Raw genomic sequence first — 22,784 nt, forward strand, 5'->3', positions numbered from 1 at the left:
TGGCGTGCGCGCCGGCTTGGCGGCGGCAGCCGACGCTGCCGCACTGGTTTGAGACGCAGACCGTTTAGCCGGCGCCTTCGTGGCCGTTGCCATCCTGCCTCCTGCCTGGCGAGTCGATCAGAGGGAAGTACGAGGTGCGCTCACACGCGCCGCCACTCGGTCAACCCGCCGGGTTTGTCTTCAAGGGCAACACCGGCCTCGAGCAACTCGGCCCGGATCCGGTCTGCTGCCGCATAGTCCTTTGCCTGCTTGGCCGCTACGCGCGCGGCGATCTTCGCTTCGATCGCGGTGGGTTCGAGCGCGCCGTCGGCTGCAGCACCCGCTGCCTGCTGCAGGTATGCACGCGGCTCGCGCCCGAGCAGCCCGAGCACCGCGCCCAGCGCTCGCAATTGGCGGGCCAGCGCGGGCTCGCGCGTGCGATTCACTTCCGTTGCCAGTTCGAACAGCACCGATACCGCCACCGGCGTGTTGAAGTCGTCGTTCATGGCCGCCTGGAAACGCTGCGCATGCGCTTCGCTCCAGTCGAGCGCCGCCGCATCCGGCGCGACGTCTTTCAACGCGGTGTACAAACGCGCGAGTGCGTTGCGTGCGTCGTCGATATGCACGTCGCTGTAATTCAGCGGCGAGCGGTAATGCGCACGCGCGATGAAGAAGCGCACCACCTCCGCATCGTACTGCGCGAGCACCTCGCGAATCGTAAAAAAATTGTTCAACGACTTCGACATCTTCTCATTGTCGATCTGCACGTAGCCGTTGTGCATCCAGTAATTGACGAACCTTTGTCCGGTCGCGCCCTCGCTTTGCGCGATCTCGTTTTCATGGTGCGGAAACTGCAGGTCCTGGCCGCCGCCGTGAATGTCGAACTGTGCGCCGAGCAGCGTGCAGCCCATCGCCGAACATTCGATATGCCAGCCCGGACGGCCGCGCCCGTACTTCGAATCCCAGCCGGTGTCGGCGGGTTCTTCCGGCTTCGCCTGCTTCCACAGCACGAAGTCGAGCGGGTCTTCCTTCGCGTCGTTGGCCGCAACGCGTTCGCCCGCGCGCAGGTCTTCGAGCGACTTGCCCGAAAGCTTGCCGTAGCCCGCGAATTTGCGCACCGCATAGTTGACGTCGCCGTCGCTCGCCTGGTAGGCGTAGCCGTTCGCCTCGAGCTTCTCGATCATGCCGAGCATCTGCGGAATGAAGTCGGTCGCGCGCGGTTCGATGTCGGGACGCGCGATGCCGAGCGCGTCCGCGTCTTCGTGCAGCGCGGCAATGAAGCGATCGGTCAGCGACTTGATGGTCTCGCCGTTCTCGACGGCGCGGCGGATGATCTTGTCGTCGATGTCGGTGATATTGCGCACGTAAGTCACGTCGTAGCCGAGCGTGCGCAACCAGCGCTGCACGATGTCGAACACGACCATGACCCGCGCATGACCGACGTGACAATAGTCGTACACGGTCATCCCGCAGACGTACATCCGCACGACGCCCGGCTGCAGCGGCACGAAAGTTTGCTTGTCACGCGCGAGCGTGTTGTAGATGCGCAGAGATTCCATAGAGAGCGGTGCGTGGGCCGAAAGAAGTCCGCATTGTGCTTCTGCGCGCCGCGACCCGTGAACGAACAGGACAACGGGTGCGTCGCATACAGCCAAAACCGGCGCACCTCGTGCGGCGGTCAGGCTGCAGACGAGACTGCGAACCAGGCGGAGACGGCCACGAGTGGCGAAAAGACAGTCGGCGGTTCGACGGAACGCGCAGACCTTTTGTTAGAATGGCTCGGAGTATAACATCCAGACCTGAGCCTATGAAACACTCCAGCGGCCGCGCGCGCAGCGCTGCGACCCTCGCCGCGTCTACGTTTGGCGGCGTTGTCGGCGGTGCGACTTTCGAAGCGGCGCGCACTCTCGCGTTGCGTGTCACGGTGGCCGCGGCGCTCGCCGTCGTGCCGCTCGCAAGCGCCTATGCGCAGAAGGCCGCGGTCATGCCGCAAGGCCCTGCCGTGCGCGACAACACGCCGGAAATCGACACCTCGATCGAGCAGAAAAACTGGCAAGCCGCACTGACCCAGCTCGATGCGCGCATCGCCTCGAATCCGCACGACGCGCAGGCCAGGTTCAAACGCGGCACGGTGCTTGCGCATCTCGGCCGCGACGACGAAGCGATCACCGCGTTCATCGAACTCACGCAGCTCTACCCCGAGCTTCCCGAGCCGTACAACAACCTCGCCACGCTGTACGCGAAACACGGCCGCCTGAGCGAGGCGCGCGCCGCGCTCGAAACGGCCGTCCAGGTCAATCCGAACTACGGCCTCGCCTACGAGAACCTCGGCGACGTCTATCTGCGCATGGCCAATGAAGCGTATCGCCGCGCGCAGGGCCTCGGCAAGGCGAGCGCGACGACCACGCAGCGTCTCGCCGACATCCAGAAGATCATCACGCCGCCCGCCGCGCGCAAGTCGGCGCAGCCGGCCGCCGCCACGCTGCCTGACGACTACACCGCGCGCGCCACCTCGAACATGACGCAAACGCCGAGCTTCCAGTTCGGCGGCGCGAACGGCTCGCTCGCCATGCCGCCGTACATGGCGCCGTCGCACTGACACCGGCTAACACCGGCTCGCTGCCGGCAGCCCGTTTTCTCCAACCTCGAGGATCTTCATGAAATGGTTGATGTTGGCGCTCGGCAGCGCCGCCCTGATCGCCAACGCCCCTGTCTTCGCGCAGTCCGGGTCGCCGGCCGGCGCGCAAGCCGCGCATCCGTCCGTTCTGCTCAAGACGTCGGAAGGCGACATCCGCGTCGAGCTGTATCCCGAGAAAGCGCCGAAAACGGTCGCGAATTTTCTCGACTACGTGAAGGCCGGGCAGTACAGCGGCACGATCTTTCATCGCGTGATTCCGGGCTTCATGATTCAGGGCGGCGGCTATACGCAGAGCTTCGCCGAGAAGCCGACGCGCGCGCCGATTCCGCTCGAAAGCCGTAACGGCCTGAAGAACACCACGGGCACGATCGCGATGGCGCGCACGAGCGATCCGAATTCGGCCACGGCGCAGTTCTTCATCAACACGGTGGACAACGCCAATCTCGACTACCCGAATCCGGACGGCAACGGCTACGCGGTGTTCGGCAAGGTCACGAGCGGCATGGACGTCGTGAAGCGCATCGAAGCCACGCCCACCACCACGCGCGGCCCGATGAGCAACGTGCCGCAAAAGCCGGTCGTGATCCAGTCGGCTACCGTCGTGAGCAAGTAATCCACACGCCCCGGCACGGCCTCGCGTCAATGCCTGACGACATGCCGCGCCTTTTTTCCAACCCGTTCATCAAAGGATTCCATCATGGTTGAACTGCATACGAACCACGGCGTCATCAAACTCGAACTCGACGCTGAAAAAGCGCCCAAGTCAGTCGAGAACTTCCTCAACTACGTGAAGGCCGGCCACTACGACAACACGGTGTTCCACCGCGTGATCGACGGCTTCATGATCCAGGGCGGCGGCTTCGAACCCGGCATGAAGCAAAAGCCGACGGCCGAGCCGATCAACAACGAAGCGAACAACGGCCTGAAGAACGTCAGCGGCTCGATCGCGATGGCACGCACGAACGACCCGCATTCGGCGACCGCGCAATTCTTCATCAACGTGAACGACAACGACTTCCTGAACCACTCGTCGCCGACGCCGCAAGGCTGGGGCTACGCGGTGTTCGGCAAGGTCGTCGACGGCATGGACGTGGTCGAGAAGATCAAGAAGGTCAAGACCGGTTCGAAGGGCTTCCACCAGGACGTGCCGGTCGACGACGTGGTGATCGAGAAGGCCGTGGTGGTCGGCTGAAACGCCGCCGACATCACTCAGGCATCGACTCGTTTGAACTGAAATCAGGCACCTTCAATGCTGCAAGAGACGCCGCTGCGAAGCGTCGCCGCGGGCGTGTCTGGCGAGGGCCAACGCCCGCACGCCGCACGCCCGTTTTTCTTTATCTCCGATCTGCATCTGAGCGAGGCGATCCCGCGCACGGTCGCCGCGTTCGAGCACTTCATCCGCGTGACCGCCCAGGAGGCGGACTCGGTGTTCATTCTCGGCGACCTGTTCGAATACTGGGTCGGCGACGACATGCTCGGCGAGCCGTTCGTCGCGCGCATGACGGCCTTGCTGCACACGCTGTCGGAGCGCGGCATCGCGCTCTACATCATGCACGGCAACCGCGACTTCCTGCTCGGCAAGCGCTTCATGAAAGCGGCCGGCGCGATCTGGCTGCCCGATCCGTTCGTGATTACCGCGTTCGGCCTGCGCGTTGCGCTCGCGCACGGCGATCGCCTCTGCACCGCGGATCGCGGCTATCAACTGTTCAGGCATTTCGCGCGCAATCATGTCGCGCAGATGCTGTTTCTCGCGTGGCCGTTCCGCTGGCGGCGCAAGCTCGCCGAAAACATGCGCGCCAAGAGCGAGCATGGCCGGCTGCGGCCGGTATCGGTCAAGTATGACGTGACGCCCAAAGGTGTCGCCGCGCTCTTCAAGACGTCGAAAACGACGACCATGATTCATGGGCATACGCACCGGCCCGCGCGGCATCGCGAGCCGGGCGGCACGCGCTGGGTTCTGCCGGATTGGGACCTCGATCACGGCCCGCGCCGCGGCGGGTATCTGCGGATCGATGGCGACGGGATTCGAGCGTTGCCGCTCGATTGAAACGGCGATGTTGCAGCCGCGCGCTGAATTCGCGTGAATCGGCGCGAAGCCATGCGAACCCCGATGAGCCTGCGTAGTCCGGCGCGCATTCGCGGCACCGGACATGGAACGACGATCAGCGCTGCGCGACCGCGCCTTCCACCTTCCCCGCAATCGCGGCCGACAAACGCCGCAAATCGAGCAACGCCGCGTCTGCGCCTTCGAGCCCTTCGAGACTCGTGCCGAGCCGCTCGAGCGCATCGACGATCTCGTCGATGCGTCGTGACTGCGTGGCCGCATGATCGATCAGGCCGTGAATCGCGAGCGACACCGGATCGTCCGCATTCGGCGTGATGCCGTAGGCGCAGAACGCGCTCTTTTCCGCCGCGCGTTTGGCGTCGCGCGCGGCGCCATTCGACTCGGCAGCTTGCGTGGCGACCGCGCTCGGGACCGTCGACGCAGCAGCTGCCGGCACGATGATCCGCGCCGGATTGCCGACCGCCGTGCCGCGTGCGGGCACCGGTTTCGTGACGACCGCGTTCGAGCCGATCTTCGCCTCCGCGCCGACCGTGAAACCGCCGAGCACCTTCGCGCCCGCGCCGACGATCACGCCGCGCTCGAGCGTCGGATGCCGCTTCGCACCGCGCGTGAGCGACGTGCCGCCGAGCGTCACGCCCTGGTAGATCGTGCAGTCGTCGCCGACCTGCGCGGTTTCGCCGATCACGACGCCCATGCCGTGATCGATGAACACGCGCCGCCCGAGCGTCGCACCGGGATGGATTTCGATGCCGGTCATGAAGCGCGCCATCTGCGAGACGAAGCGCGCAAGCCAGCGGCGCCTCGCGCGCCAGCACGCATACGCGAAGCGGTGCAACACGAGCGCGTGCAGCCCCGGATAACACGTGAGCACTTCCCATGCGCTGCGGGCGGCGGGATCGCGCTCGCGGATCGTGGCGATATCTTCGCGAAGTCTCGTGAACATGGCAGGGACGGTGTTGTGAGGGAAAAACCGTCCGCGTTGTTTTGCGCGCTGCCTGCTGCATTGCGCGCTACGCATGACGGTGCGGCTGCCGTTTAGCACGGTGGCCGCTTTGCTTCGTATGTTTTGTGGATTGTAGGGCGATTGCGCGAAACCTGCCGGAAGCCCACGCTGCCCGCAAGGTCGTCCGCGGGCGAGGGCGGCGCCGGGATGTGCGTGGTCCGCCGCCGTGCTTCGCCGCCGTAATACGCCTTGCCCGGCTGCTCAGTCGGTTCGCTTCGTCTTGAGCAGGATGTGCTTGGCGATGCCGCGCACGATGTTGACCTCTTCGCGCTCGAGCCCCGAACGCGCGAACAGCCGCCGCAGCCGCGACATCAGCTTCTTCGGATTGGCCGGATCGAGAAATTCGAGCGCGACGAGCGCGCTTTCGAGATGCGTGAACATGCTCTCGATTTCGTCGCTGGCCGCCAGTTGCGCGCGCGCGCCGGCGGGCTCGCGCTGCGCCGCGCCGACGCCTGCGTGCGACGGGAGCGGCGCGCCGCCTGCCGGGTCGCCGACGCCAACGTCCACGCCAAGATAGGCGGTGCGCAGTTCGTACGCGAGCACCTGCACCGCCTGGGCGAGATTGAGCGAGCTATAGGCCGGATTGGCCGGAATATGCGCAAGCGCGCTGCAGCGCTCGACGTCCTCGTTCGACAAGCCCGTGCGCTCGTTGCCGAATACCAGCGCGATCTCGCCGTGTACCGCCTGTTCGTGTGCGATGGCGGCGGCCGCGCGCGGCGTCCATTGCGGCGGGCCGTATTCGCGCAGCCGCGCGGTCAGCGCGATCGACCAGTGCACGCCCGCGAGCGCATCGGCGAGCGTCGGCACGATGTGCACCGAGGCGAGCACGTCGTCGGCGCCGCTCGCCATCGCGATCGCTTCGGGATCGTTCTGCACGTTCGGCACGCGCGGCGACACCAGCACGAGCCGCGAGAAGCCCATAGTCTTCAGCGCGCGCGCCGCGGCGCCGACGTTGCCGGGATGGCTGGGCTCGACGAGCACGAAGCGCGTCGACGTAAAGCCGCCGCGCAGTTCGGCCACGGCGGGATCGGAGGAATGGTGGGTGTGCTCCACGATAAAACTCGGCAGGCTAAAGGTGCGTATGGTAGCGCCAACCCGCCGCCGCGCCGAATCATCCGTATGCGCGGCGGCGCCAGGACTCAGGTAAAATGCTGCGTTTCGTGTCCGGCACGGGCAAATGCCCAGGCATTCGCCGAACCGGGCGCCACGTTCTTATCCAATTCGTCTCCGTCGACGGAATGCAATACGAGGAATGCGCAGCAGCGCTTTGCCCGGCTTGTTTTCCGTGCTGTTTCCGCGCCTTCGCGGCACCCTGTTAGCGCAGGTTTAGCGCTTATTTTCCGGCAAGCAGCCGTGCTGCCCCGGCACAAGGATCCAGACTCATGCATCCCATGCTCAATATCGCCGTGAAGGCCGCCCGCCGCGCAGCGCAGATCATCAACCGCGCGTCGCTCGACCTCGACCTGGTCCAGGTCAGCAAGAAGCAGCACAACGATTTCGTCACGGAGGTCGACAAGGCGTCGGAAGCCGCGATCATCGAAACGCTGAAGACCGCCTATCCCGATCACGCGATCCTCGCCGAAGAGTCGGGCAAGTCGGACAACGATTCCGAATACCAGTGGATCATCGATCCGCTCGACGGCACCACCAACTTCATCCACGGCTTTCCGTACTACTGCGTGTCGATCGCGCTCGCGCACAAAGGTATCGTCACGCAGGCCGTCGTCTACGATCCGAACCGCAACGACCTGTTCACTGCCTCGCGCGGCCGTGGCGCGTTCCTCAACGACCGCCGCATCCGCGTCGCCAAGCGCGACCGCCTTGCCGACTGCCTGATCGGCACCGGCTTCCCGTTCCGCGAGCAGGACAGCCTCGAAGCGTACGGCCGCCAGTTCGCCGAAATGACCGAAGCCTGCGCGGGCCTGCGCCGTCCGGGCGCCGCCGCGCTCGATCTCGCGAACGTCGCCGCCGGCCGCATGGACGGCTTCTTCGAGCAGGGTCTGCACCCGTGGGACGTCGCGGCGGGCAGCCTGCTGATCACGGAAGCGGGCGGTCTGGTCGGCAACTACACGGGCGACTCGGACTTCCTGCACGTCGGCGAAGTCGTCGCGGGCAACCCGAAGGTCTACGCGCAGATGATTCCGGTTCTGTCGCGCTACAGCCGCACGCGTCAGCAGTCGGCCTGACGCGTGCCGCCGCGGGCTGCGGGCGGACTCGCGTAATCGGCGCACGGCAAAGCGGCTTCGGCCGCTTTTTTTGTTGGCTGCACTGCAGCGTACACACGTTCGTGCTACAAAGCCGGGGTGCCATGCGCTCTCCTGCCGGCGCGGTTTGCCGGTGTCGGTGCGGGCCGCTGCCACGCCCTGTTGCCGCTCCCTCGCCGCCCTCTTCCCGACTCGCGCGCAGCCTCTCATCCGCTTCATGAAAAAAGGCTTTTACACGATCATTGCGGCGCAATTCGTTTCGTCGCTCGCGGACAACGCGCTGCTGATCGCCGCCATCGCGCTGCTTTCGGTAATCCGCTCGGCTGCCTGGGTCACCCCGCTGCTGCAAATCTTCTTCACGATTTCATACGTGCTGCTCGCGCCCTTCGTCGGCGCGTTCGCGGACTCGCTGCAAAAGCGCCACGTGATGTTCATCTCCAACGCGCTCAAGGCGAGCGGCTGCCTGCTGATGATCGCCGGCGTTCATCCGATGATTGCGTACGGCGTGGTCGGCTTTGGCGCGGCGGCCTATTCGCCGGCCAAGTACGGCATCCTCACCGAGCTGCTGCCCGCCGACAAGCTCGTCCAGGCCAATGCATGGCTCGAATCGGCCACGGTCCTTTCGACGATCGCCGGCACGATGCTCGGCGGCGCGCTGATCAGCGGGTCGATCGGGCACTTCGTCGCGCACGCGCATCTGCCGCTGATCGGCTCCGCCGCCGATCTCGCGATGTTCGCGGTGATGGTCACTTACGCCGTCGCCGCCGCGATCAACGTCTTCATTCCCGACACCGGCGCGCGCTATCCGAACCGTCTGTCGGAGCCGAAGAAGCTGGTCGGCGAATTCCATCACTGCTTTCATGTGCTGTGGGCCGACAAGCTCGCGCAGATCGCGCTGTGGGTCACGACGCTGCTGTGGGGTGCCGCGGTGACGATGCAGTTGCTCGTGCTCAAATGGGCGAACGTGAATCTTGGGCTGACGTTGTCGAAAGCAGCGGTCATGCAGGGCGTGAGCGGCATCGGCATCGCGCTCGGCGCGACGGCCGCCGCCGCGTTGATTCCGCTGCGCAAATCGCTGCGCGTGCTGCCGGTCGGCGTGCTGACCGGCGCGGTGGCGATCGCGATGGCGTTCTACAACAAGGATCTGTTCCCGCCCGGCGCGGGCCTGCGCATCGGCTCGCACGTCGCGCCCGCCTATCTCCTGCTCGCCTATCCGCTGATGATCGTGCTCGGCGCGCTGTCGGGCTTTTTCATCGTGCCGATGAACGCGCTTCTCCAGCATCGCGGCGCGACGCTGCTGTCGCCCGGCCACTCGATCGCCGTGCAGAACTTCAACCAGAACCTCGCCGTGCTGCTGATGCTCGGCATGTATGCGCTGCTGCTCATCGCGAAGCTGCCCGCGCAATGGATCATCGTCGTGTTCGGCAGTTTCATCACGCTGCTGATGTGGCTCGCCATGCGGCGCGGCGCCGTGAACGAGCGCATGGTCGACATGCGTGCGATGGTCGAGGAATGAATGCATGACGATTCGCCTTCGGTGATTCGGTGGCTCGATGACTCCGGCAAGCGCGCGTCTCGGCGCGCCGCCACGGCGATACGCATCGTCGCAGCCCGCCCGCTCGCGCTGCCGTGGAGATTTCATGCTGCCACAGCCGTTTTGCGTCGTGCATCGGCCGTTCGGCCAGGGTCCGTTCGCCGCGCGGGCGGGTTAAACTCACGCCCTGAGCATCTACCGCAAGAAGACACCAAGGATGGGCATTCAAACCGCAGCGGCCAACGACGTCGCACAACACACTCCAATGATGCAGCAATATTTGCGCATCAAAGCGGAGCATCCGGGCACGCTCGTGTTCTACCGGATGGGCGACTTCTACGAACTCTTTTTCGACGACGCGGAGAAAGCCGCGCGGCTGCTCGATCTGACGCTCACGCAGCGCGGCGCGTCGGCGGGCAATCCGATCAAGATGGCCGGCGTGCCGCATCACGCGGTCGAACAGTATCTGGCCAAGCTCGTGAAGCTCGGCGAATCCGTGGCGATCTGCGAACAGATCGGCGACCCGGCCACCTCGAAAGGGCCGGTCGAGCGCAAGGTCGTCCGTGTGGTCACACCGGGCACGCTGACGGATGCCGCGCTGCTGTCCGACAAGAGCGACGTTTACCTGCTCTCGATGTGCGTCGCGCACAATCGCCGCGGCGTTGCGACGAGCGTCGGCCTCGCATGGCTCAATCTCGCGAGCGGCGCACTGCGTCTCGCGGAAGTCGCGCCCGACCAGGTGGCCGCGGCACTCGAACGCATTCGCCCCGCTGAAATTCTCGTCGCCGACGCGAGCGCCGATTCGGCAAGCTGGACGCCGCCCACCAACGCGGGCGCACTCACGCGCATGCCGGCCTGGCACTTCGATATCGCGTCGGGCACGAAGCGCCTGTGCGACCAGCTCGAAGTGGCAAGCCTCGACGGCTTCGGCGCGCATTCGCTCGGCTGCGCGTGCGGCGCGGCCGGTGCGTTGCTGCTCTATGCGGCGTCCACGCAAGGCCAGCAATTGCGACACGTGCGCAGCCTGAAGGTCGAATACGAGTCCGAATATATCGGCCTCGACCCCGCCACGCGCCGCAACCTCGAACTCACGGAAACACTGCGCGGCACCGAATCGCCGACGCTGTGCTCGCTGCTCGACACCTGCTGCACGACAATGGGCAGCCGCCTGCTGCGTCACTGGCTGCACCATCCGCCGCGCGAATCGGCGGTTGCGCAGGCGCGTCAGCAGGCCATCGGCGCGCTACTCGACGCGCCGCCCGGCGCCGATCTCGATACCTTGCGCCAGGCATTGCGGCAAATCGCGGATATCGAGCGGATCACCGGACGTCTCGCCCTGCTCTCGGCGCGGCCGCGCGATCTGTCGAGCCTGCGCGATACGTTCATCGCGCTGCCGGCACTGCGCGCGCAGCTTGCCGCGGTGTCGTCGAACGCGGCTTCGCTCGCGCGCATCGACGCGGCGCTGGAGCCGCCAGCCGAGTGCGTCGAACTGCTCAGGCACGCGGTCACGCAGGAGCCGGCCGCGATGGTGCGCGACGGCGGCGTGATCGCACGCGGCTACGACGCGGAGCTCGATGAACTGCGCGACATTTCGGAGAATTGCGGGCAATTCCTGATCGATCTCGAAACGCGCGAACGCGCGCGCACCGGCATCGGCAATCTGCGCGTCGAGTACAACAAGGTGCACGGCTTCTATATCGAAGTCACGCGCGGCCAAACCGACAAGGTGCCCGACGACTATCGCCGCCGTCAGACGCTGAAGAATGCCGAGCGCTACATCACGCCGGAACTGAAGACCTTCGAGGACAAAGCGCTCTCCGCCCAGGAGCGTGCGCTTGCGCGCGAGCGCGCGTTGTACGACGCGTTGCTGCAAGCACTCCTGCCGTTCATTCCGGACTGCCAGCGCGTCGCCTCGGCACTGGCCGAACTCGATCTGCTGGCGGCTTTTGCCGAACGCGCCCGCGCGCTCGACTGGGTCGCGCCGACCTTCTCCGCGGATGCCGGCATCGACATCGAGCAGGGCCGCCATCCGGTGGTCGAGGCCCAGGTCGAGCAGTTCATCGCGAACGACTGCATGCTCGCCGCCGAGCGCAAGCTGCTGCTGATCACCGGCCCGAACATGGGCGGTAAATCGACGTTCATGCGTCAGACCGCGCTGATCGCGCTGCTCGCCTACGTGGGCAGCTACGTGCCGGCACGGCGCGCGGCCTTCGGGCCGATCGACCGCATCTTCACGCGCATCGGCGCGGCGGACGATCTCGCCGGCGGCCGCTCGACCTTCATGGTCGAAATGACCGAAGCCGCCGCGATCCTCAACGACGCGACACAGCACAGCCTCGTGCTGATGGACGAGATCGGCCGTGGCACCTCGACGTTCGACGGTCTCGCGCTCGCCTGGGCGATCGCACGGCACCTGCTCGCGCACAACGGCTGCTACACGCTGTTCGCAACGCACTACTTCGAGCTGACGCAACTGCCGCTGGAATTTCCGCACGCGGCCAACGTGCATCTGTCGGCGGTCGAACACGGGCATGGCATCGTGTTCCTGCATGCGGTCGACGAAGGGCCGGCCAACCAGAGCTACGGTCTGCAGGTCGCGCAACTGGCCGGGGTGCCGAACGCGGTGATCCGCGCGGCGCGCAAGCATCTCGCACATCTCGAACAGCAATCGGCCGCACAGCCCGCGCCGCAACTCGATCTGTTCGCCGCGCCACCGATGCTCGCCGAAGACGCGGACGACGACAACGATGCCGACACCCATGCGTCACCCGCATCGCCCGCGATGCAGGCCGTCGTCGAGCGTCTGCGCGGCATCGATCCGAACGATCTGCGGCCGCGCGAAGCACTCGATCTGCTGTACGAACTACATGAACTGGCCGTCGCGCCGGATGCGGACCGTTGACGCACACCGGCATCCCCAACGGCCGCGCGAGTTTTGCGCGGCGCTGAGCCACGCGCGCGCGCTCGTGGGCGGCATCGCCGCGCTCGCGGCACTGTGCGCGTGGACCACGCCTGCGCGGGCCGAGGCCTCGCGTTTCACGTTCGCGGTCATCGCGGACACGATGCGCAGCCCCGCCGACGAAGCCTCCACACAGCGGTTGCTCGATGCGATCGGCCGCGAGCGCGCGGTGCGCTTCATTGTCTACGACGGCAATCTGAAGGGGCCGAAGGAAGTCTGCCGCGACACGCTTTACGAGCGCCGTTACGCGCTGCTCGAAAACTCGCGCCTGCCGCTCTTCTTCATTCCCGGCGAACACGACTGGGTCGATTGCGGGACGGCCGAAGCCGGCGGCTTCGATCCGGTCGAGCGGCTCGATCTGCTGCGGCAAACGCTATTCGCCGACTCCACCTCGATGGGCCAGAACCCGATTGCCTTGACGCGCGAAAGCGAAGTCTCGCGCTTTCGTCCGTTCCGTGAAAACGTGCGCTGGGTCATGAGCGAAAGCGCGAACGAAAGGGCAAACGACAGGACCGCCGATCAGGCCCGCGACATCGTGTTCGTCGGCCTGAACGCGCCGGGGCCGAACAATCACTATCTGACCGCGGGCGGCCGCAACGGCGAGTTCGAGGATCGCGTGATCGCCAATGCATTCTGGCTCGAACACGCGGGCGAATATGCGAAACGCCGCGACGCGCGTGCGATCGTCGTGTTCATCGAGGGCGACTTCGATCCGGAGCGCTACAAGCGGCCCGAGCGGTTCGCGTGGCTGCATTTCGCGCGCAGCACGCGTCGCGATGGCTTTCTCGAACTCAAGCGCAGCCTCGTCAAGCTCGCGCAGACTTTTCACGGGCCCGTGGTCGTGATTCATGCCGACGACGAACGCGTGGCCGGCGGCTTCGTGATCGATCAGCCGCTACGCAACGACAAGGGCGTGGCCGTGACGAATCTCACGCGTATCGGGCTTGCGCCGCGCGATCGTTTTAACCAGTGGATTCAGATTGAAGCGGATTTCGGCAGGAAAACGCCGTTCCGTGTGAGCGTGCACGACGTGCCGAAACAGATACCGCTGCCGACTACGCCGCCGCTGCAATCGCACGATGAATCCGGTGCGTCGATGTCGGGCTCGCCCGATATGCCAAATGTGCCGGGCTTCGGTCCGGCGTCGGAATTGCCGCCGCTGCTGCCGCAGGCACCAGGCGCACCTGGTACACCCGGCGGGCCGCAGCTGGATCAGGAAGGTAGTGAATATGAGCCGGCGATTTCGATGCCGCCGGGGTCGATACTGCCGGCTTCGCCATCGGTGCCGGCACCCTCGCCTGCGTCGGCACCGGCCACGTCGCCGCGCGTGCCGCCGGGCACGCCTTCAGGCGCACCCGGCTGAGCGGCAAGCTCAGTGCAAAGTGGGTTTGGAGTCGTCTTCTTCGTCGTCCTCGTCGTCGTCGAGAACTTCGAGGCCGTCGGCGCCGTGCGCGTGTTCGTGTTCGATTTCGTCTTCGGTCGCGGGGCGCACGTCTTTCACGGTCAGCGCGAAACGCAGTGCCATGCCGGCCAGCGGATGGTTACCGTCGAGCACGACCTTGTCTTCCGCGACGTCGGTCACGACGTACACCAGCGCATCGATTTCCTCGTCGCCATCTTCCGGCGTGCCTTCGAACTGCATGCCGACTTCGAGCGGTTCCGGGAAACGATCGCGCGGTTCGATCTTCACGAGTTCGGGATCGTACTCGCCGAATGCGTCTTGCGGCTCGAGCTGGATCTGGGTCTCGAAGCCGGCCTCGTGGCCGTCGAGCTCTTCCTCGATCTTGGGGAACGTGCCATCATAGCCGCCGTGCAGATAGACCATCGGCTCGTCGCTCTCCTCAATCAGATTGCCTTGAGCATCCGACAGCTTGTAGGCGACCGACACGACGGTGTTCTTTGCAATTTTCATTCGATTCTCCAGAATACAGCTCTCATTATACGATGCCGAGGCGCCCCACTCACCTCCCGGCCGATGCAGCTTCGGCACGCAATTCCTCGTCTGCTTCAAAGCCTGACTCAAAACCCAACTCAAAGCCCGAGTTGAGGCCAGCTTCGAAGCCCGACTCAAGGCCTGAGTCAAAGCCTGAGTCAAAGCCAGCCTCAAAGCCCGTTTCGAAGCCCACCGCAATGCCTACGCGCCCACCTTCACCCGACATATCGACCGCATTGCTCGGCAATCTGACGCCGTCGCAATTCATGCGCCGCCACTGGCAGAAAAAACCGCTGCTGATCCGCCAGGCGATTCCGGACCTCGAAGCGCCGCTGTCGCGCGACGAACTTTTCGAGCTGGCCGATCAGGACGATGTCGAAGCGCGCCTGATCACCCACTTCCGCAACAGGTGGCAACTCGAACACGGCCCGTTCGCCCCCGACGAGTTGCCGTCGCTCAAGCAGCGCGCATGGACGCTGCTCGTGCAAGGCGTGGACCTGCACGACGATCGCGCCCGCGACCTGCTGAACCGCTTCCGCTTCGTGCCGGACGCGCGGCTCGACGACCTGATGATCTCGTACGCGAGCGACGGCGGCGGCGTCGGCCCCCACTTCGATTCCTACGATGTGTTTCTTTTGCAAGTAAAAGGCAAACGCCGCTGGCGCATCAGCGCGCAGAAAGACCTGACGCTGCAAGCCGGCTTGCCCTTGAAAGTTTTACAGAACTTCGAGCCCGAAGAGGAGTGGGTGCTGGAGCCAGGCGACATGCTGTATCTGCCGCCGCACATCGCGCATGACGGTATTGCCGAAGGCGAATGCATGACCTGCTCGATCGGTTTTCGCGCGCCCTCCGCGAGCGAGTTGACCGCGCAGTTTCTCTACCATCTGGCCGAGCGCGGCGAGTCCGCGGGCAAGGCCGGCGTGCTTTACCGCGATCCGCAGCAACCGGCCGTCGAGCGTCCGGCCGAGCTGCCGCCGGCGCTCGTCGAGAAGGTTGGCGCGATCCTTGCTCGAATCAAATGGAATGAGCAGGACATTGCGTCGTTCCTTGGCACGTATCTCAGTGAACCCAAGCCGAGCGTCGTCTTCGATCCGCCGCAACGGCCGCTCAACGAGGCCCGTTTCGTCAGCGAAGTGTCGAAACGTGGCCTGCGGCTCGACCGCAAGACCAACCTGTTGTATGAACGCCGTTTTTTCTTCGTAAATGGAGAAGAAATGTCGTGGGACGGCGCGAAAAAATGGCTGTTTGATCTCGCTAATCTACGGTGCATGAGTGCGAAACGCTTTGTAACACTCTCGCACGATTCATCGGTGACAGCACTGCTACACGAGTGGTATTGTGCGGGCTGGATACAGGTGGGCGAGCTTGCGTAAGTCTGCCCGCGTGCTATACCGTACAGTGAAATTTTGTATGAGAAAGACAACGTATTGACCCCGGATTTATCGACTGTCAGTACGAAAGTGCATATAATTTCCGCCCAAGCCGTAGGGAAGATTTCAGCTCGTCAAAAGAGCATCTCCACCAGCGGCCCAGGTCGGTGTTGGAGCACATTACCGGTTTTATTTTGCGCTGTTGCTTACCTTTAAACCATAAAAGGACGTGATCATGAAGAAATCCCTCCTCGTAGCATCCCTGTTGGCAGCTGTGGCACTGGCTGCATGCAACAAGAGCAACGACCAGGCCGCCGCACCGGCTAGCGACGCAGCTGCTGCTTCGGCACCGGCTGCTGCAGCTTCGGACGCAGCAGCTGCTGCGTCGGGTGCTGCTGCTGCTGCGAGCGACGCTGCTGCTTCGGCTACGGCTGCTGCTTCGGACGCGACCGCTGCCGCTTCGGACGCTGCGGCTTCGGCTGCTGCTCCGGCTTCGGGCGCAAGCCAGTAAGCTGTCGTGTAGGGTTCTGCCCGGGAAATCGTCGCGATTTCCCGGGCAGTCAGGCAAAACGCCACGGATTCATCTCCGTGGCGTTTTGTTTTATGGCTGCGTTTTTGCAGCAAGGTTTTTTTAGCTGTTCTGCTTAAGAGCCAGCCTGAAAACCGTCGAAAAAATGCCGCTTTTTAAAGCGGCATTTTTTAAGCAGAACCCGCGCGCTTCGCCTCTGTCGGCTATTGAGCCGGCGTCGCACGCTCTTCGAAGAACTCGCGCACCACGTCGATCTCGCGGGTACGCTTGAACGGCGGCAGGCTCTGCCAGATACGGCGGCCATACGGCTTGTCGACGAGGCGCGTATCGCAGATCATCAGCACGCCGCGATCGGTCTCCGCGCGAATCAAACGCCCCGCACCCTGCTTGAGCGTAATCACGGCCTGCGGCAACTGGTGCACGGCGAACGGGCTCAAGCCTTTCTTCGTCAACGCATCGAGCCGTGCGGACAGCACCGGGTCATCGGGCGGCGCGAACGGCAGCTTGTCGATCACGACGAGCGACAGCGCATCGCCGCGCACATCCACTCCTTCCCAGAAGCTCTGGCTGCCGACCAGAATCGCGTTGCCGTACGCCCGGAAGCGATAGAGCAATTCGGTGCGGCTCGCATCGCCCTGCACGAGCAGCGGATAGTCCCAGCCGCGCGCCTCGATCACGTCGCGCAACTTCGCCGAGATACGGTCCACCGCGCGCAGCGTCGTGCACAGCATGAAGACGCCGCCGCCCGACGCTTCGATCGCGGGCAGCGCCGCATCGAACACCGCGTCCGTGAACATCGGCGACGACGGCTGCGGCAGATTGCGCGGCACATACAGCAGCCCCTGCGAGGGGTAGTCGAACGGGCTCGGCAAGGTCATCGAGCGTTTCGAGTTCAACCCCATCTGTGCCGCATAGTGCGTGAAGTCGCCGCGCACCGACAACGTCGCCGACGTGAAGATCCACGCACGCGGCACGCCGGCGCGCTGCTTGGCGAAAATCGGCGCAACCGACAGCGGCGTTTCGTGCAACTGCACCGTATGCGAGAACACTTCGATCCAGCGCACCTTTTCGTTCGGATCGGCGTGCCCGGTCTTGCCGCCGGCCGCAGCGCCGCCGCCCTCACCCTCGCGCGGATTGGCCGCGTCGCGCTCGGCGGCCGACGGCGGCGTGGTCCAGCCGCTCAGCACGTCCTGCAATTCGCGAGCGCGACGCAGACACGCGCCGATCGATTCCGCGCGCTCGGCCTGCCCCGCGAGCGCGGCGGCCAATGCGTCGAGTTCGGTTTCGAGCGTTTCGAGCGCCGCGAACAGCGGATGATCGTCGGGCAACTGGCCGATCGACAGACGCAGCGTGTCTTCCTTGAACGCGAGCCGCACGTCGCGCGCGGCACGCTCGAGCGTCGCGCCGAGCTTGACCCAGTCGAGCGCATCGCGCGCATGGCCCAAACCCTCGGCCACCGAATCGCGCGCGAGTTCGAGAAACTGCGCGGTCGACAGCGTCTCGCCGAAGAACAGCGTAGCGGTTTCGGGCAACTGATGCGCTTCGTCGAAGACGACTGTATTGGCCGTGGGCAGCAACTCGGCCATGCCGGTATCGCGCAACATGATGTCGGCGAAAAAGAGATGGTGGTTGACCACCACGATGTCGGCCTGCTGCGCTTCGCGGCGCGCCTGCATCACGAAGCAGTCCTTGTAGTGCGGACACTCCTGGCCGAGACAGTTATCGCGCGTCGACGTCACCATCGACCACACCTGCGCCGTTTCCGGCACGCTCGCGAGTTCGGCCTTGTCGCCAGTGCGCGTGATCTTCGCGAAGCGCACGATGTCCTGCAGATACGAGGTTTCCTGGCGCGACGGCAGACGGCCGTTGTCGGCCGTGCGTTGCAGGTAGTAGTGGCACAGATAGTTCGCGCGCCCCTTGAGCATCGCGACCGACACCGGCACCGCGAGCGCGTCGCGCACGGTCGGAATGTCGCGCTGGAACAGCTGGTCCTGCAAGTGCTTGGTGCCCGTCGAGACGATCACCTTGCCGCCCCACAGCATGGCCGGCACGAGGTACGCATAGGTCTTGCCGGTGCCGGTGCCCGCCTCGACGATCAGCGTGTTCTCGCCGCCGTCGAGGCCGTCGGATTCGGCGCTGTCGGTGGTCTCGGCAACGGCATCGCTACCTGTCTGCTGCAGACGCCGCGCCGGACGCTTCTGCGCCTCGAACATCGCGGGCTCGGGCAGCGCGCGGCCCGACGCTTCCATCGCCGCGGCGACGGCACGCGCCATCTCGATCTGCGATGCGCGCGGCCGGTAGCCGTCGATCTGGCGCGCGAGCAAGCCGTTGTCGGCGAAGATATCGTCGAGCTCCACAGCACGGCGTCGGTCCAGCGTCACGCCGGCCACGGACGCAGCCGCGCGCGGAGCCGGAGCCGGCGCGCCGGCGGTGGATGCAGCGTCGCCCGGCGCGGTCCGGGATGAGGTGTCATGCGGTGAATTCAAGGCAAGCGTTTCCTGCGAAGTCCGGCTCGCGCGCTGCGCGCCCGGCGCCTGCCAGGCCGCGAACTCAGGCGCGTACGTCCGGTTCGAGCTGCAATTGCAGCAAGATGATGGTGTCCTTGACTTTGAGCTTGCGCTTTTTCAGGCGCTGCAGCTCAAGGTCGTCGATGCCGGGCTCATCCGACATCCGGTCGATCAACCGGTCGAGCCCACTATGCTCCGATTCCAGTTGCAGAATGCGGTCACGGAGTGTGTTTCCGTCGATGACGTGATGACGATCGCGCATGCTCGCCTCCTCTCGTCGAAGGCATGAACTGCGCGCGCAGCCCGATGCCTGAGGTTGCTGTCCGGCTCAAAACGCGTTACGGCGACTACGGTGGTGCCGGCCACGAGCCGGCACCGGCTACAGCACGCGACTACTCCTGCTGCTGTTGCTGTTTCTGCTGCTCTTCGAGTTGCTGCTGCTTCAACTGGTCCTGACGCTTCTGCTCGGCCTTCTCGGCGGCCTGCTTCTGGCGGGCTTCGACGTCGAGCTTGTGCTGCGCCGCATCGGCCTGCTTGCGCTCGAAATTCTGCTGCTTCTGCTCGCGCTCCTGCGCCTTTTGCACGCCCTGCTGACGCGCTTCCTCGAGCTTGCGCTGGTAGTCGCTCTGCTTCTGGTCGTAGGCCTGCTGATTGGCCGCCGCCTGCGCCGGCGTGACGCCGCGTTGTGCCTGATCGAGCGCGTGCTGGTGCTGCTTGTCTTCGTAGGCCTGCGCGTTGGCCGCGCGCTGCGGCGCCTCGGCGTTGCGCTGCGCCTGATCGAGCGCGTTCTGGCGCTGCTTCTCCTGATACGCCTGCTCGTTGCGCGCGTCTTCGGCGGCCCGTTGCGGCGCTTCCGCCTCGTTTTGCGCGCGCCGCAAGGCGGTGCGCTGGTCGCGCTCGCGAGCGCGCTGTGCGCGCTGCTCGGCGTCGAGCGTCAGCTGTTCCTTGCGGATTTGCGCCTGCACCGTGCGCATCGAATCGCGCGCGCGGTCCAGACAGTGATTGACGAAAAAGCGGCTGTAGCAGTTGTGCTGCGCGAGCGCGTACTGGTAGTTGTTGTCGTCGCTGCGCTGGTCGAGCACTTGTTGCCGATCCTCGAACGATTTGTCGAGCGCGGCCGCGTCGCTCACGCTCTGCGGACTGTCGGCGCTCGTTGCGCCGGTTGCTGTTGTCGCTGTCGTCGTGCTTGCAGGCTGATTTGCCGACTGAGCGGCTGCCGGGACGGTGGCCGTCGCCACCGGCTGCGCGGCCTGCGCGATAGCCGGCCGGGGCACGCCGAGCGCCACGGCGATCACGCACGAGGCGCCCACCGCCGCCAGCCTGCGCGGCGCAAACCGAATCACCCCGAAATCAGCCGCGCAAGCAGGCTTCGCGCCCGCTGCGGCACGCGCCATCGGTACGGGCGAACCGGCCGCCAAACGCGGCGAAGAAAGCGGCAATTGAGACAAATCCCGAGACAAGCCCGGAGACGAACCCGACGACAAAAAAGAGACCAGGCGATTGAGCGACAAGGAGATTGGCAACGTCGTAGAAGGTCAACGGAACATGCCCGAAATTCTAACACCGCGCGGTTGAGCCTCCTGGCATTTATGGCAAAATGCCCCGCTCCTGGTCGCGGCGCATGCCCGGCCTGTCCGACCTGCCGCCCGCGCGCGGCCCCTCACTGAGTCCGCAGGAACACCAAGACCTTATGACGGAAACCGTAGCACTCAAGATCGTCCAGCGCATCGCCACTGAACTGTCCGTCCAGCCGCGCCAGGTCGCGGCCGCCGTGGAACTTCTCGACGAAGGCGCGACCGTTCCGTTCATCGCCCGTTACCGCAAGGAAGTGACCGGCAATCTCGACGACACGCAACTGCGCAACCTCGAGGAACGCCTGCTGTATCTGCGCGAGCTGGAAGACCGGCGCGCGGCGATCATCTCAAGCATCGACGAACAGGGCAAGCTCACCGACGAGCTGCGCGCCGCGATCGAAGGCGCCGACAGCAAGCAGGTGCTGGAAGACCTCTATCTGCCGTACAAGCCGAAGCGCCGCACGCGTGCGCAGATCGCGCGCGAAGCCGGTTTACAGCCGCTCGCGGACGCCTTGCTCGGTAATCCGCTGCTCGATCCGCAAACCGAAGCCGCGGCCTACGTGGATGCCGAGAAAGGCATCGCCGACGTGAAGGCCGCGCTCGACGGCGCGCGCGACATCCTCTCCGAGCAGTTCGGTGAAACGGCCGAGCTGCTCGGCAAGCTGCGCGACTACCTGTTCAACCAGGGCGTGGTGTCGTCGAAGGTCGTGGAAGGCAAGGAAACCGCCGAGGAAGAGAAATTCCGCGACTACTACGACTACGCCGAAACGATCCGCACGGTGCCCTCGCATCGCGCGCTGGCCCTCTTCCGCGGCCGCAATGCGGGCGTGCTGATGATCAAGCTCGGCTTGGGCGAGGAACTCGACGCGCAGGTGCCGCATCCGGGCGAAGCGCTGATCGCGCGGCACTTCGGCATTGCCAATCAGAACCGCCCCGCCGACAAGTGGCTCTCCGACGTGTGCCGCTGGTGCTGGCGCGTGAAGGTGCAGCCGCACCTCGAAAACGAACTGCTGACCAATCTGCGCGACGAAGCCGAACACGAAGCGATCCGCGTGTTCGCGCGCAATCTGAAAGACCTGCTGCTCGCGGCACCGGCCGGCCCGAAGGCCGTGATCGGCCTCGATCCGGGCCTGCGCACGGGCGTGAAGGTGGCGGTGGTCGATCGTACCGGCAAGGTGCTCGCGACCGACACGATCTATCCGCACGAGCCGCGCCGCGACTGGGACGGCTCGCTCGCGAAGCTCGCGCGCATCGCCGCGCAGACCCAGGCCGAGCTGATCAGCATCGGCAACGGCACCGCCTCGCGCGAGACCGACAAGCTCGCGAGCGAACTGATCTCGCGTCATCCGGAATTGAAGCTGCAAAAGATCGTCGTGTCGGAAGCGGGTGCGTCGGTGTATTCGGCGTCCGAACTCGCCGCGAAGGAATTCCCCGACATGGACGTGTCGCTGCGCGGCGCGGTGTCGATCGCGCGCCGTCTGCAGGACCCGCTCGCCGAACTCGTGAAGATCGAGCCGAAGGCGATCGGTGTCGGCCAGTATCAGCACGACGTGAATCAGCGCGAACTCGCGCGCTCGCTCGATGCGGTCGTCGAGGACTGCGTGAACGCGGTCGGCGTCGATGCGAACACCGCGTCGGTCGCGCTGCTCGCGCGCGTGTCGGGTTTGAATGCGACGCTCGCGCGCAACATCGTCGACTATCGCGATGCGAACGGGCCGTTCCCGTCGCGCGAGCATCTGCGTAAAGTGCCGCGTCTCGGCGACAAGACCTTCGAGCAGGCGGCCGGCTTCCTGCGCATCAACAACGGCGAGAATCCGCTCGACCGTTCGTCGGTGCACCCGGAAGCGTATCCGGTCGTCGAGCGGATTCTCGCGAAGATCAGCCGGCAGGTCGGCGAAGTGCTCGGCAATCGCGATGCGCTGCGCGGGCTCTCGCCGACCGAATTCGTCGACGAGCGCTTCGGCCTGCCGACCGTGCGCGACATTCTGCTCGAACTTGAAAAGCCGGGCCGCGATCCGCGTCCCGAGTTCAAGACCGCCACGTTCCGTGAAGGGGTCGAGAAGGTCAGCGATCTGATCCCTGGCATGGTGCTTGAAGGCGTCGTGACGAACGTTGCCGCATTCGGCGCGTTCATCGACGTCGGCGTGCATCAGGATGGTCTCGTGCACGTGTCGGCGATGTCGACGAAGTTCGTGAAGGACCCGCATGAGGTCGTGAAGGCCGGCCAGATCGTCAAGGTCAAGGTGCTCGAAGTCGACGTGAAGCGCCAGCGGATTGCGCTGACCATGCGCCTCGACGACGAACCGGGCGCGGCGGCCGCACGCAGCGGCGGCGGCGGTGCGCAGCAGGAGCGCGGCTCGGGCGGCGGCTTCAACCGCGGCGGCGCGGGACGCGGCGCGCCGCAGCGTTCGCGCGAACCGGAACTGTCGGGCGCAATGGCCGCGGCTTTCGCGAAGCTCAAGCAGAAGTAAGCAGGCGCAAGCCAGCGT

At 65.3% G+C, this 22,784-nt stretch carries 19 protein-coding genes; 11 read left to right on the forward strand and 8 right to left on the reverse strand.

The window, feature by feature from the left end:
* Nucleotides 1-140: 140 nt before the first annotated feature.
* The gene (gene cysS, locus GXB81_RS19425) at nucleotides 141-1,538 is read right to left on the reverse strand and encodes a cysteine--tRNA ligase (RefSeq protein WP_205990084.1); all 1,398 of its coding nucleotides are present in this window, start codon (nucleotides 1,536-1,538) and stop codon (nucleotides 141-143) included.
* Between the two features lie 248 nt (nucleotides 1,539-1,786).
* Here cysS and GXB81_RS19430 point away from each other — a divergent pair, with 248 nt between their 5' ends.
* The 4 genes from GXB81_RS19430 (at nucleotide 1,787) to GXB81_RS19445 (ending at nucleotide 4,664) form a co-directional block, all read left to right on the forward strand.
* Nucleotides 1,787-2,578 carry a tetratricopeptide repeat protein gene (locus tag GXB81_RS19430; RefSeq protein WP_167045014.1) on the forward strand — a complete coding sequence of 264 codons (792 nt, stop codon included), beginning with the start codon at nucleotides 1,787-1,789 and terminating at the stop codon, nucleotides 2,576-2,578.
* 58 nt (nucleotides 2,579-2,636) lie between these two features.
* Entirely contained in the window at nucleotides 2,637-3,230 is a 594-nt protein-coding gene (locus GXB81_RS19435; RefSeq protein ID WP_167045011.1) for a peptidylprolyl isomerase, read from the forward strand.
* A gap of 84 nt (nucleotides 3,231-3,314) precedes the next feature.
* Nucleotides 3,315-3,809, forward strand: a complete 495-nt coding sequence (locus tag GXB81_RS19440) for a peptidylprolyl isomerase (RefSeq protein WP_167045008.1) — start codon at nucleotides 3,315-3,317, stop codon at nucleotides 3,807-3,809.
* A gap of 57 nt (nucleotides 3,810-3,866) precedes the next feature.
* The gene (locus tag GXB81_RS19445) at nucleotides 3,867-4,664 is read left to right on the forward strand and encodes a UDP-2,3-diacylglucosamine diphosphatase (RefSeq protein WP_205990085.1); all 798 of its coding nucleotides are present in this window, start codon (nucleotides 3,867-3,869) and stop codon (nucleotides 4,662-4,664) included.
* A gap of 115 nt (nucleotides 4,665-4,779) precedes the next feature.
* On the opposite strand, the gene cysE is transcribed toward GXB81_RS19445, so the two are convergent.
* Nucleotides 4,780-5,625 carry a serine O-acetyltransferase gene (gene cysE, locus GXB81_RS19450; RefSeq protein WP_205990086.1) on the reverse strand — a complete coding sequence of 282 codons (846 nt, stop codon included), beginning with the start codon at nucleotides 5,623-5,625 and terminating at the stop codon, nucleotides 4,780-4,782.
* Nucleotides 5,626-5,886: 261 nt separating this feature from the next.
* On the reverse strand, nucleotides 5,887-6,738 hold the full coding sequence (locus GXB81_RS19455) for an RNA methyltransferase (protein WP_205990087.1): 852 nt from the start codon (nucleotides 6,736-6,738) through the stop codon (nucleotides 5,887-5,889).
* Between the two features lie 329 nt (nucleotides 6,739-7,067).
* Here GXB81_RS19455 and GXB81_RS19460 point away from each other — a divergent pair, with 329 nt between their 5' ends.
* The 4 genes from GXB81_RS19460 (at nucleotide 7,068) to GXB81_RS19475 (ending at nucleotide 13,745) form a co-directional block, all read left to right on the forward strand.
* Nucleotides 7,068-7,871 carry an inositol monophosphatase family protein gene (locus tag GXB81_RS19460; protein WP_167044997.1) on the forward strand — a complete coding sequence of 268 codons (804 nt, stop codon included), beginning with the start codon at nucleotides 7,068-7,070 and terminating at the stop codon, nucleotides 7,869-7,871.
* Nucleotides 7,872-8,106: 235 nt separating this feature from the next.
* Nucleotides 8,107-9,405 (forward strand): lysophospholipid transporter LplT, encoded by a 1,299-nt coding sequence (lplT, locus tag GXB81_RS19465; RefSeq protein WP_205990088.1) that lies wholly within the window; start codon nucleotides 8,107-8,109, stop codon nucleotides 9,403-9,405.
* Nucleotides 9,406-9,640: 235 nt separating this feature from the next.
* Nucleotides 9,641-12,325 (forward strand): DNA mismatch repair protein MutS, encoded by a 2,685-nt coding sequence (gene mutS / locus GXB81_RS19470; RefSeq protein WP_205990089.1) that lies wholly within the window; start codon nucleotides 9,641-9,643, stop codon nucleotides 12,323-12,325.
* Entirely contained in the window at nucleotides 12,312-13,745 is a 1,434-nt protein-coding gene (locus GXB81_RS19475; protein ID WP_205990090.1) for a hypothetical protein, read from the forward strand. Before mutS ends, GXB81_RS19475 begins: the two co-directional genes overlap by 14 nt.
* A gap of 9 nt (nucleotides 13,746-13,754) precedes the next feature.
* On the opposite strand, the gene GXB81_RS19480 is transcribed toward GXB81_RS19475, so the two are convergent.
* A complete protein-coding gene (locus tag GXB81_RS19480) occupies nucleotides 13,755-14,294 on the reverse strand; it encodes a peptidylprolyl isomerase (protein WP_167044988.1) in 540 nt (179 codons plus the stop codon).
* A gap of 32 nt (nucleotides 14,295-14,326) precedes the next feature.
* Between GXB81_RS19480 and GXB81_RS19485 the strand changes: the two genes are divergently transcribed.
* Together GXB81_RS19485 and GXB81_RS31500 are read left to right on the forward strand one after the other, a co-directional pair.
* A complete protein-coding gene (locus GXB81_RS19485) occupies nucleotides 14,327-15,688 on the forward strand; it encodes a cupin domain-containing protein (RefSeq protein WP_205990099.1) in 1,362 nt (453 codons plus the stop codon).
* A 232-nt stretch (nucleotides 15,689-15,920) separates the two neighbouring features.
* Entirely contained in the window at nucleotides 15,921-16,196 is a 276-nt protein-coding gene (locus GXB81_RS31500; RefSeq protein WP_240162941.1) for a hypothetical protein, read from the forward strand.
* Between the two features lie 221 nt (nucleotides 16,197-16,417).
* Here the strand turns inward: GXB81_RS31500 and GXB81_RS19495 are convergent, their stop codons facing one another.
* The 4 genes from GXB81_RS19495 to GXB81_RS19510 form a co-directional block, all read right to left on the reverse strand.
* Nucleotides 16,418-18,700: an ATP-dependent DNA helicase gene (locus GXB81_RS19495; protein ID WP_205990092.1), complete on the reverse strand. Its 2,283-nt coding sequence runs from the start codon at nucleotides 18,698-18,700 to the stop codon at nucleotides 16,418-16,420.
* 64 nt (nucleotides 18,701-18,764) lie between these two features.
* Entirely contained in the window at nucleotides 18,765-18,983 is a 219-nt protein-coding gene (locus GXB81_RS19500; protein ID WP_167044979.1) for a DUF465 domain-containing protein, read from the reverse strand.
* Nucleotides 18,984-19,113: 130 nt separating this feature from the next.
* Entirely contained in the window at nucleotides 19,114-20,064 is a 951-nt protein-coding gene (locus tag GXB81_RS19505; RefSeq protein ID WP_345891060.1) for a hypothetical protein, read from the reverse strand.
* A 7-nt stretch (nucleotides 20,065-20,071) separates the two neighbouring features.
* Entirely contained in the window at nucleotides 20,072-20,260 is a 189-nt protein-coding gene (locus GXB81_RS19510; protein WP_167044976.1) for a hypothetical protein, read from the reverse strand.
* A 151-nt stretch (nucleotides 20,261-20,411) separates the two neighbouring features.
* Here GXB81_RS19510 and GXB81_RS19515 point away from each other — a divergent pair, with 151 nt between their 5' ends.
* Entirely contained in the window at nucleotides 20,412-22,766 is a 2,355-nt protein-coding gene (locus tag GXB81_RS19515) for a Tex family protein (protein WP_205990093.1), read from the forward strand.
* The last annotated feature ends 18 nt before the right edge of the window (nucleotides 22,767-22,784 follow it).

Origin of the sequence: Paraburkholderia sp. Ac-20336, from assembly GCF_017105025.1 — a bacterium.
Taxonomy (GTDB): Bacteria; Pseudomonadota; Gammaproteobacteria; order Burkholderiales; family Burkholderiaceae; genus Paraburkholderia.

Bases quoted from the DNA above. Each gene is read 5' to 3' on its own strand.
- cysS (WP_205990084.1), bottom strand. From the start codon at position 1,538: ATGGAATCTCTGCGCATCTACAACACGCTCGCGCGTGACAAGCAAACT.
- GXB81_RS19430 (WP_167045014.1), top strand. From the start codon at position 1,787: ATGAAACACTCCAGCGGCCGCGCGCGCAGCGCTGCGACCCTCGCCGCG.
- GXB81_RS19435 (WP_167045011.1), top strand. From the start codon at position 2,637: ATGAAATGGTTGATGTTGGCGCTCGGCAGCGCCGCCCTGATCGCCAAC.
- GXB81_RS19440 (WP_167045008.1), top strand. From the start codon at position 3,315: ATGGTTGAACTGCATACGAACCACGGCGTCATCAAACTCGAACTCGAC.
- GXB81_RS19445 (WP_205990085.1), top strand. From the start codon at position 3,867: ATGCTGCAAGAGACGCCGCTGCGAAGCGTCGCCGCGGGCGTGTCTGGC.
- cysE (WP_205990086.1), bottom strand. From the start codon at position 5,625: ATGTTCACGAGACTTCGCGAAGATATCGCCACGATCCGCGAGCGCGAT.
- GXB81_RS19460 (WP_167044997.1), top strand. From the start codon at position 7,068: ATGCATCCCATGCTCAATATCGCCGTGAAGGCCGCCCGCCGCGCAGCG.
- lplT (WP_205990088.1), top strand. From the start codon at position 8,107: ATGAAAAAAGGCTTTTACACGATCATTGCGGCGCAATTCGTTTCGTCG.
- mutS (WP_205990089.1), top strand. From the start codon at position 9,641: ATGGGCATTCAAACCGCAGCGGCCAACGACGTCGCACAACACACTCCA.
- GXB81_RS19475 (WP_205990090.1), top strand. From the start codon at position 12,312: ATGCGGACCGTTGACGCACACCGGCATCCCCAACGGCCGCGCGAGTTT.
- GXB81_RS19480 (WP_167044988.1), bottom strand. From the start codon at position 14,294: ATGAAAATTGCAAAGAACACCGTCGTGTCGGTCGCCTACAAGCTGTCG.
- GXB81_RS19485 (WP_205990099.1), top strand. From the start codon at position 14,327: ATGCCGAGGCGCCCCACTCACCTCCCGGCCGATGCAGCTTCGGCACGC.
- GXB81_RS31500 (WP_240162941.1), top strand. From the start codon at position 15,921: ATGAAGAAATCCCTCCTCGTAGCATCCCTGTTGGCAGCTGTGGCACTG.
- GXB81_RS19500 (WP_167044979.1), bottom strand. From the start codon at position 18,983: ATGCGCGATCGTCATCACGTCATCGACGGAAACACACTCCGTGACCGC.
- GXB81_RS19515 (WP_205990093.1), top strand. From the start codon at position 20,412: ATGACGGAAACCGTAGCACTCAAGATCGTCCAGCGCATCGCCACTGAA.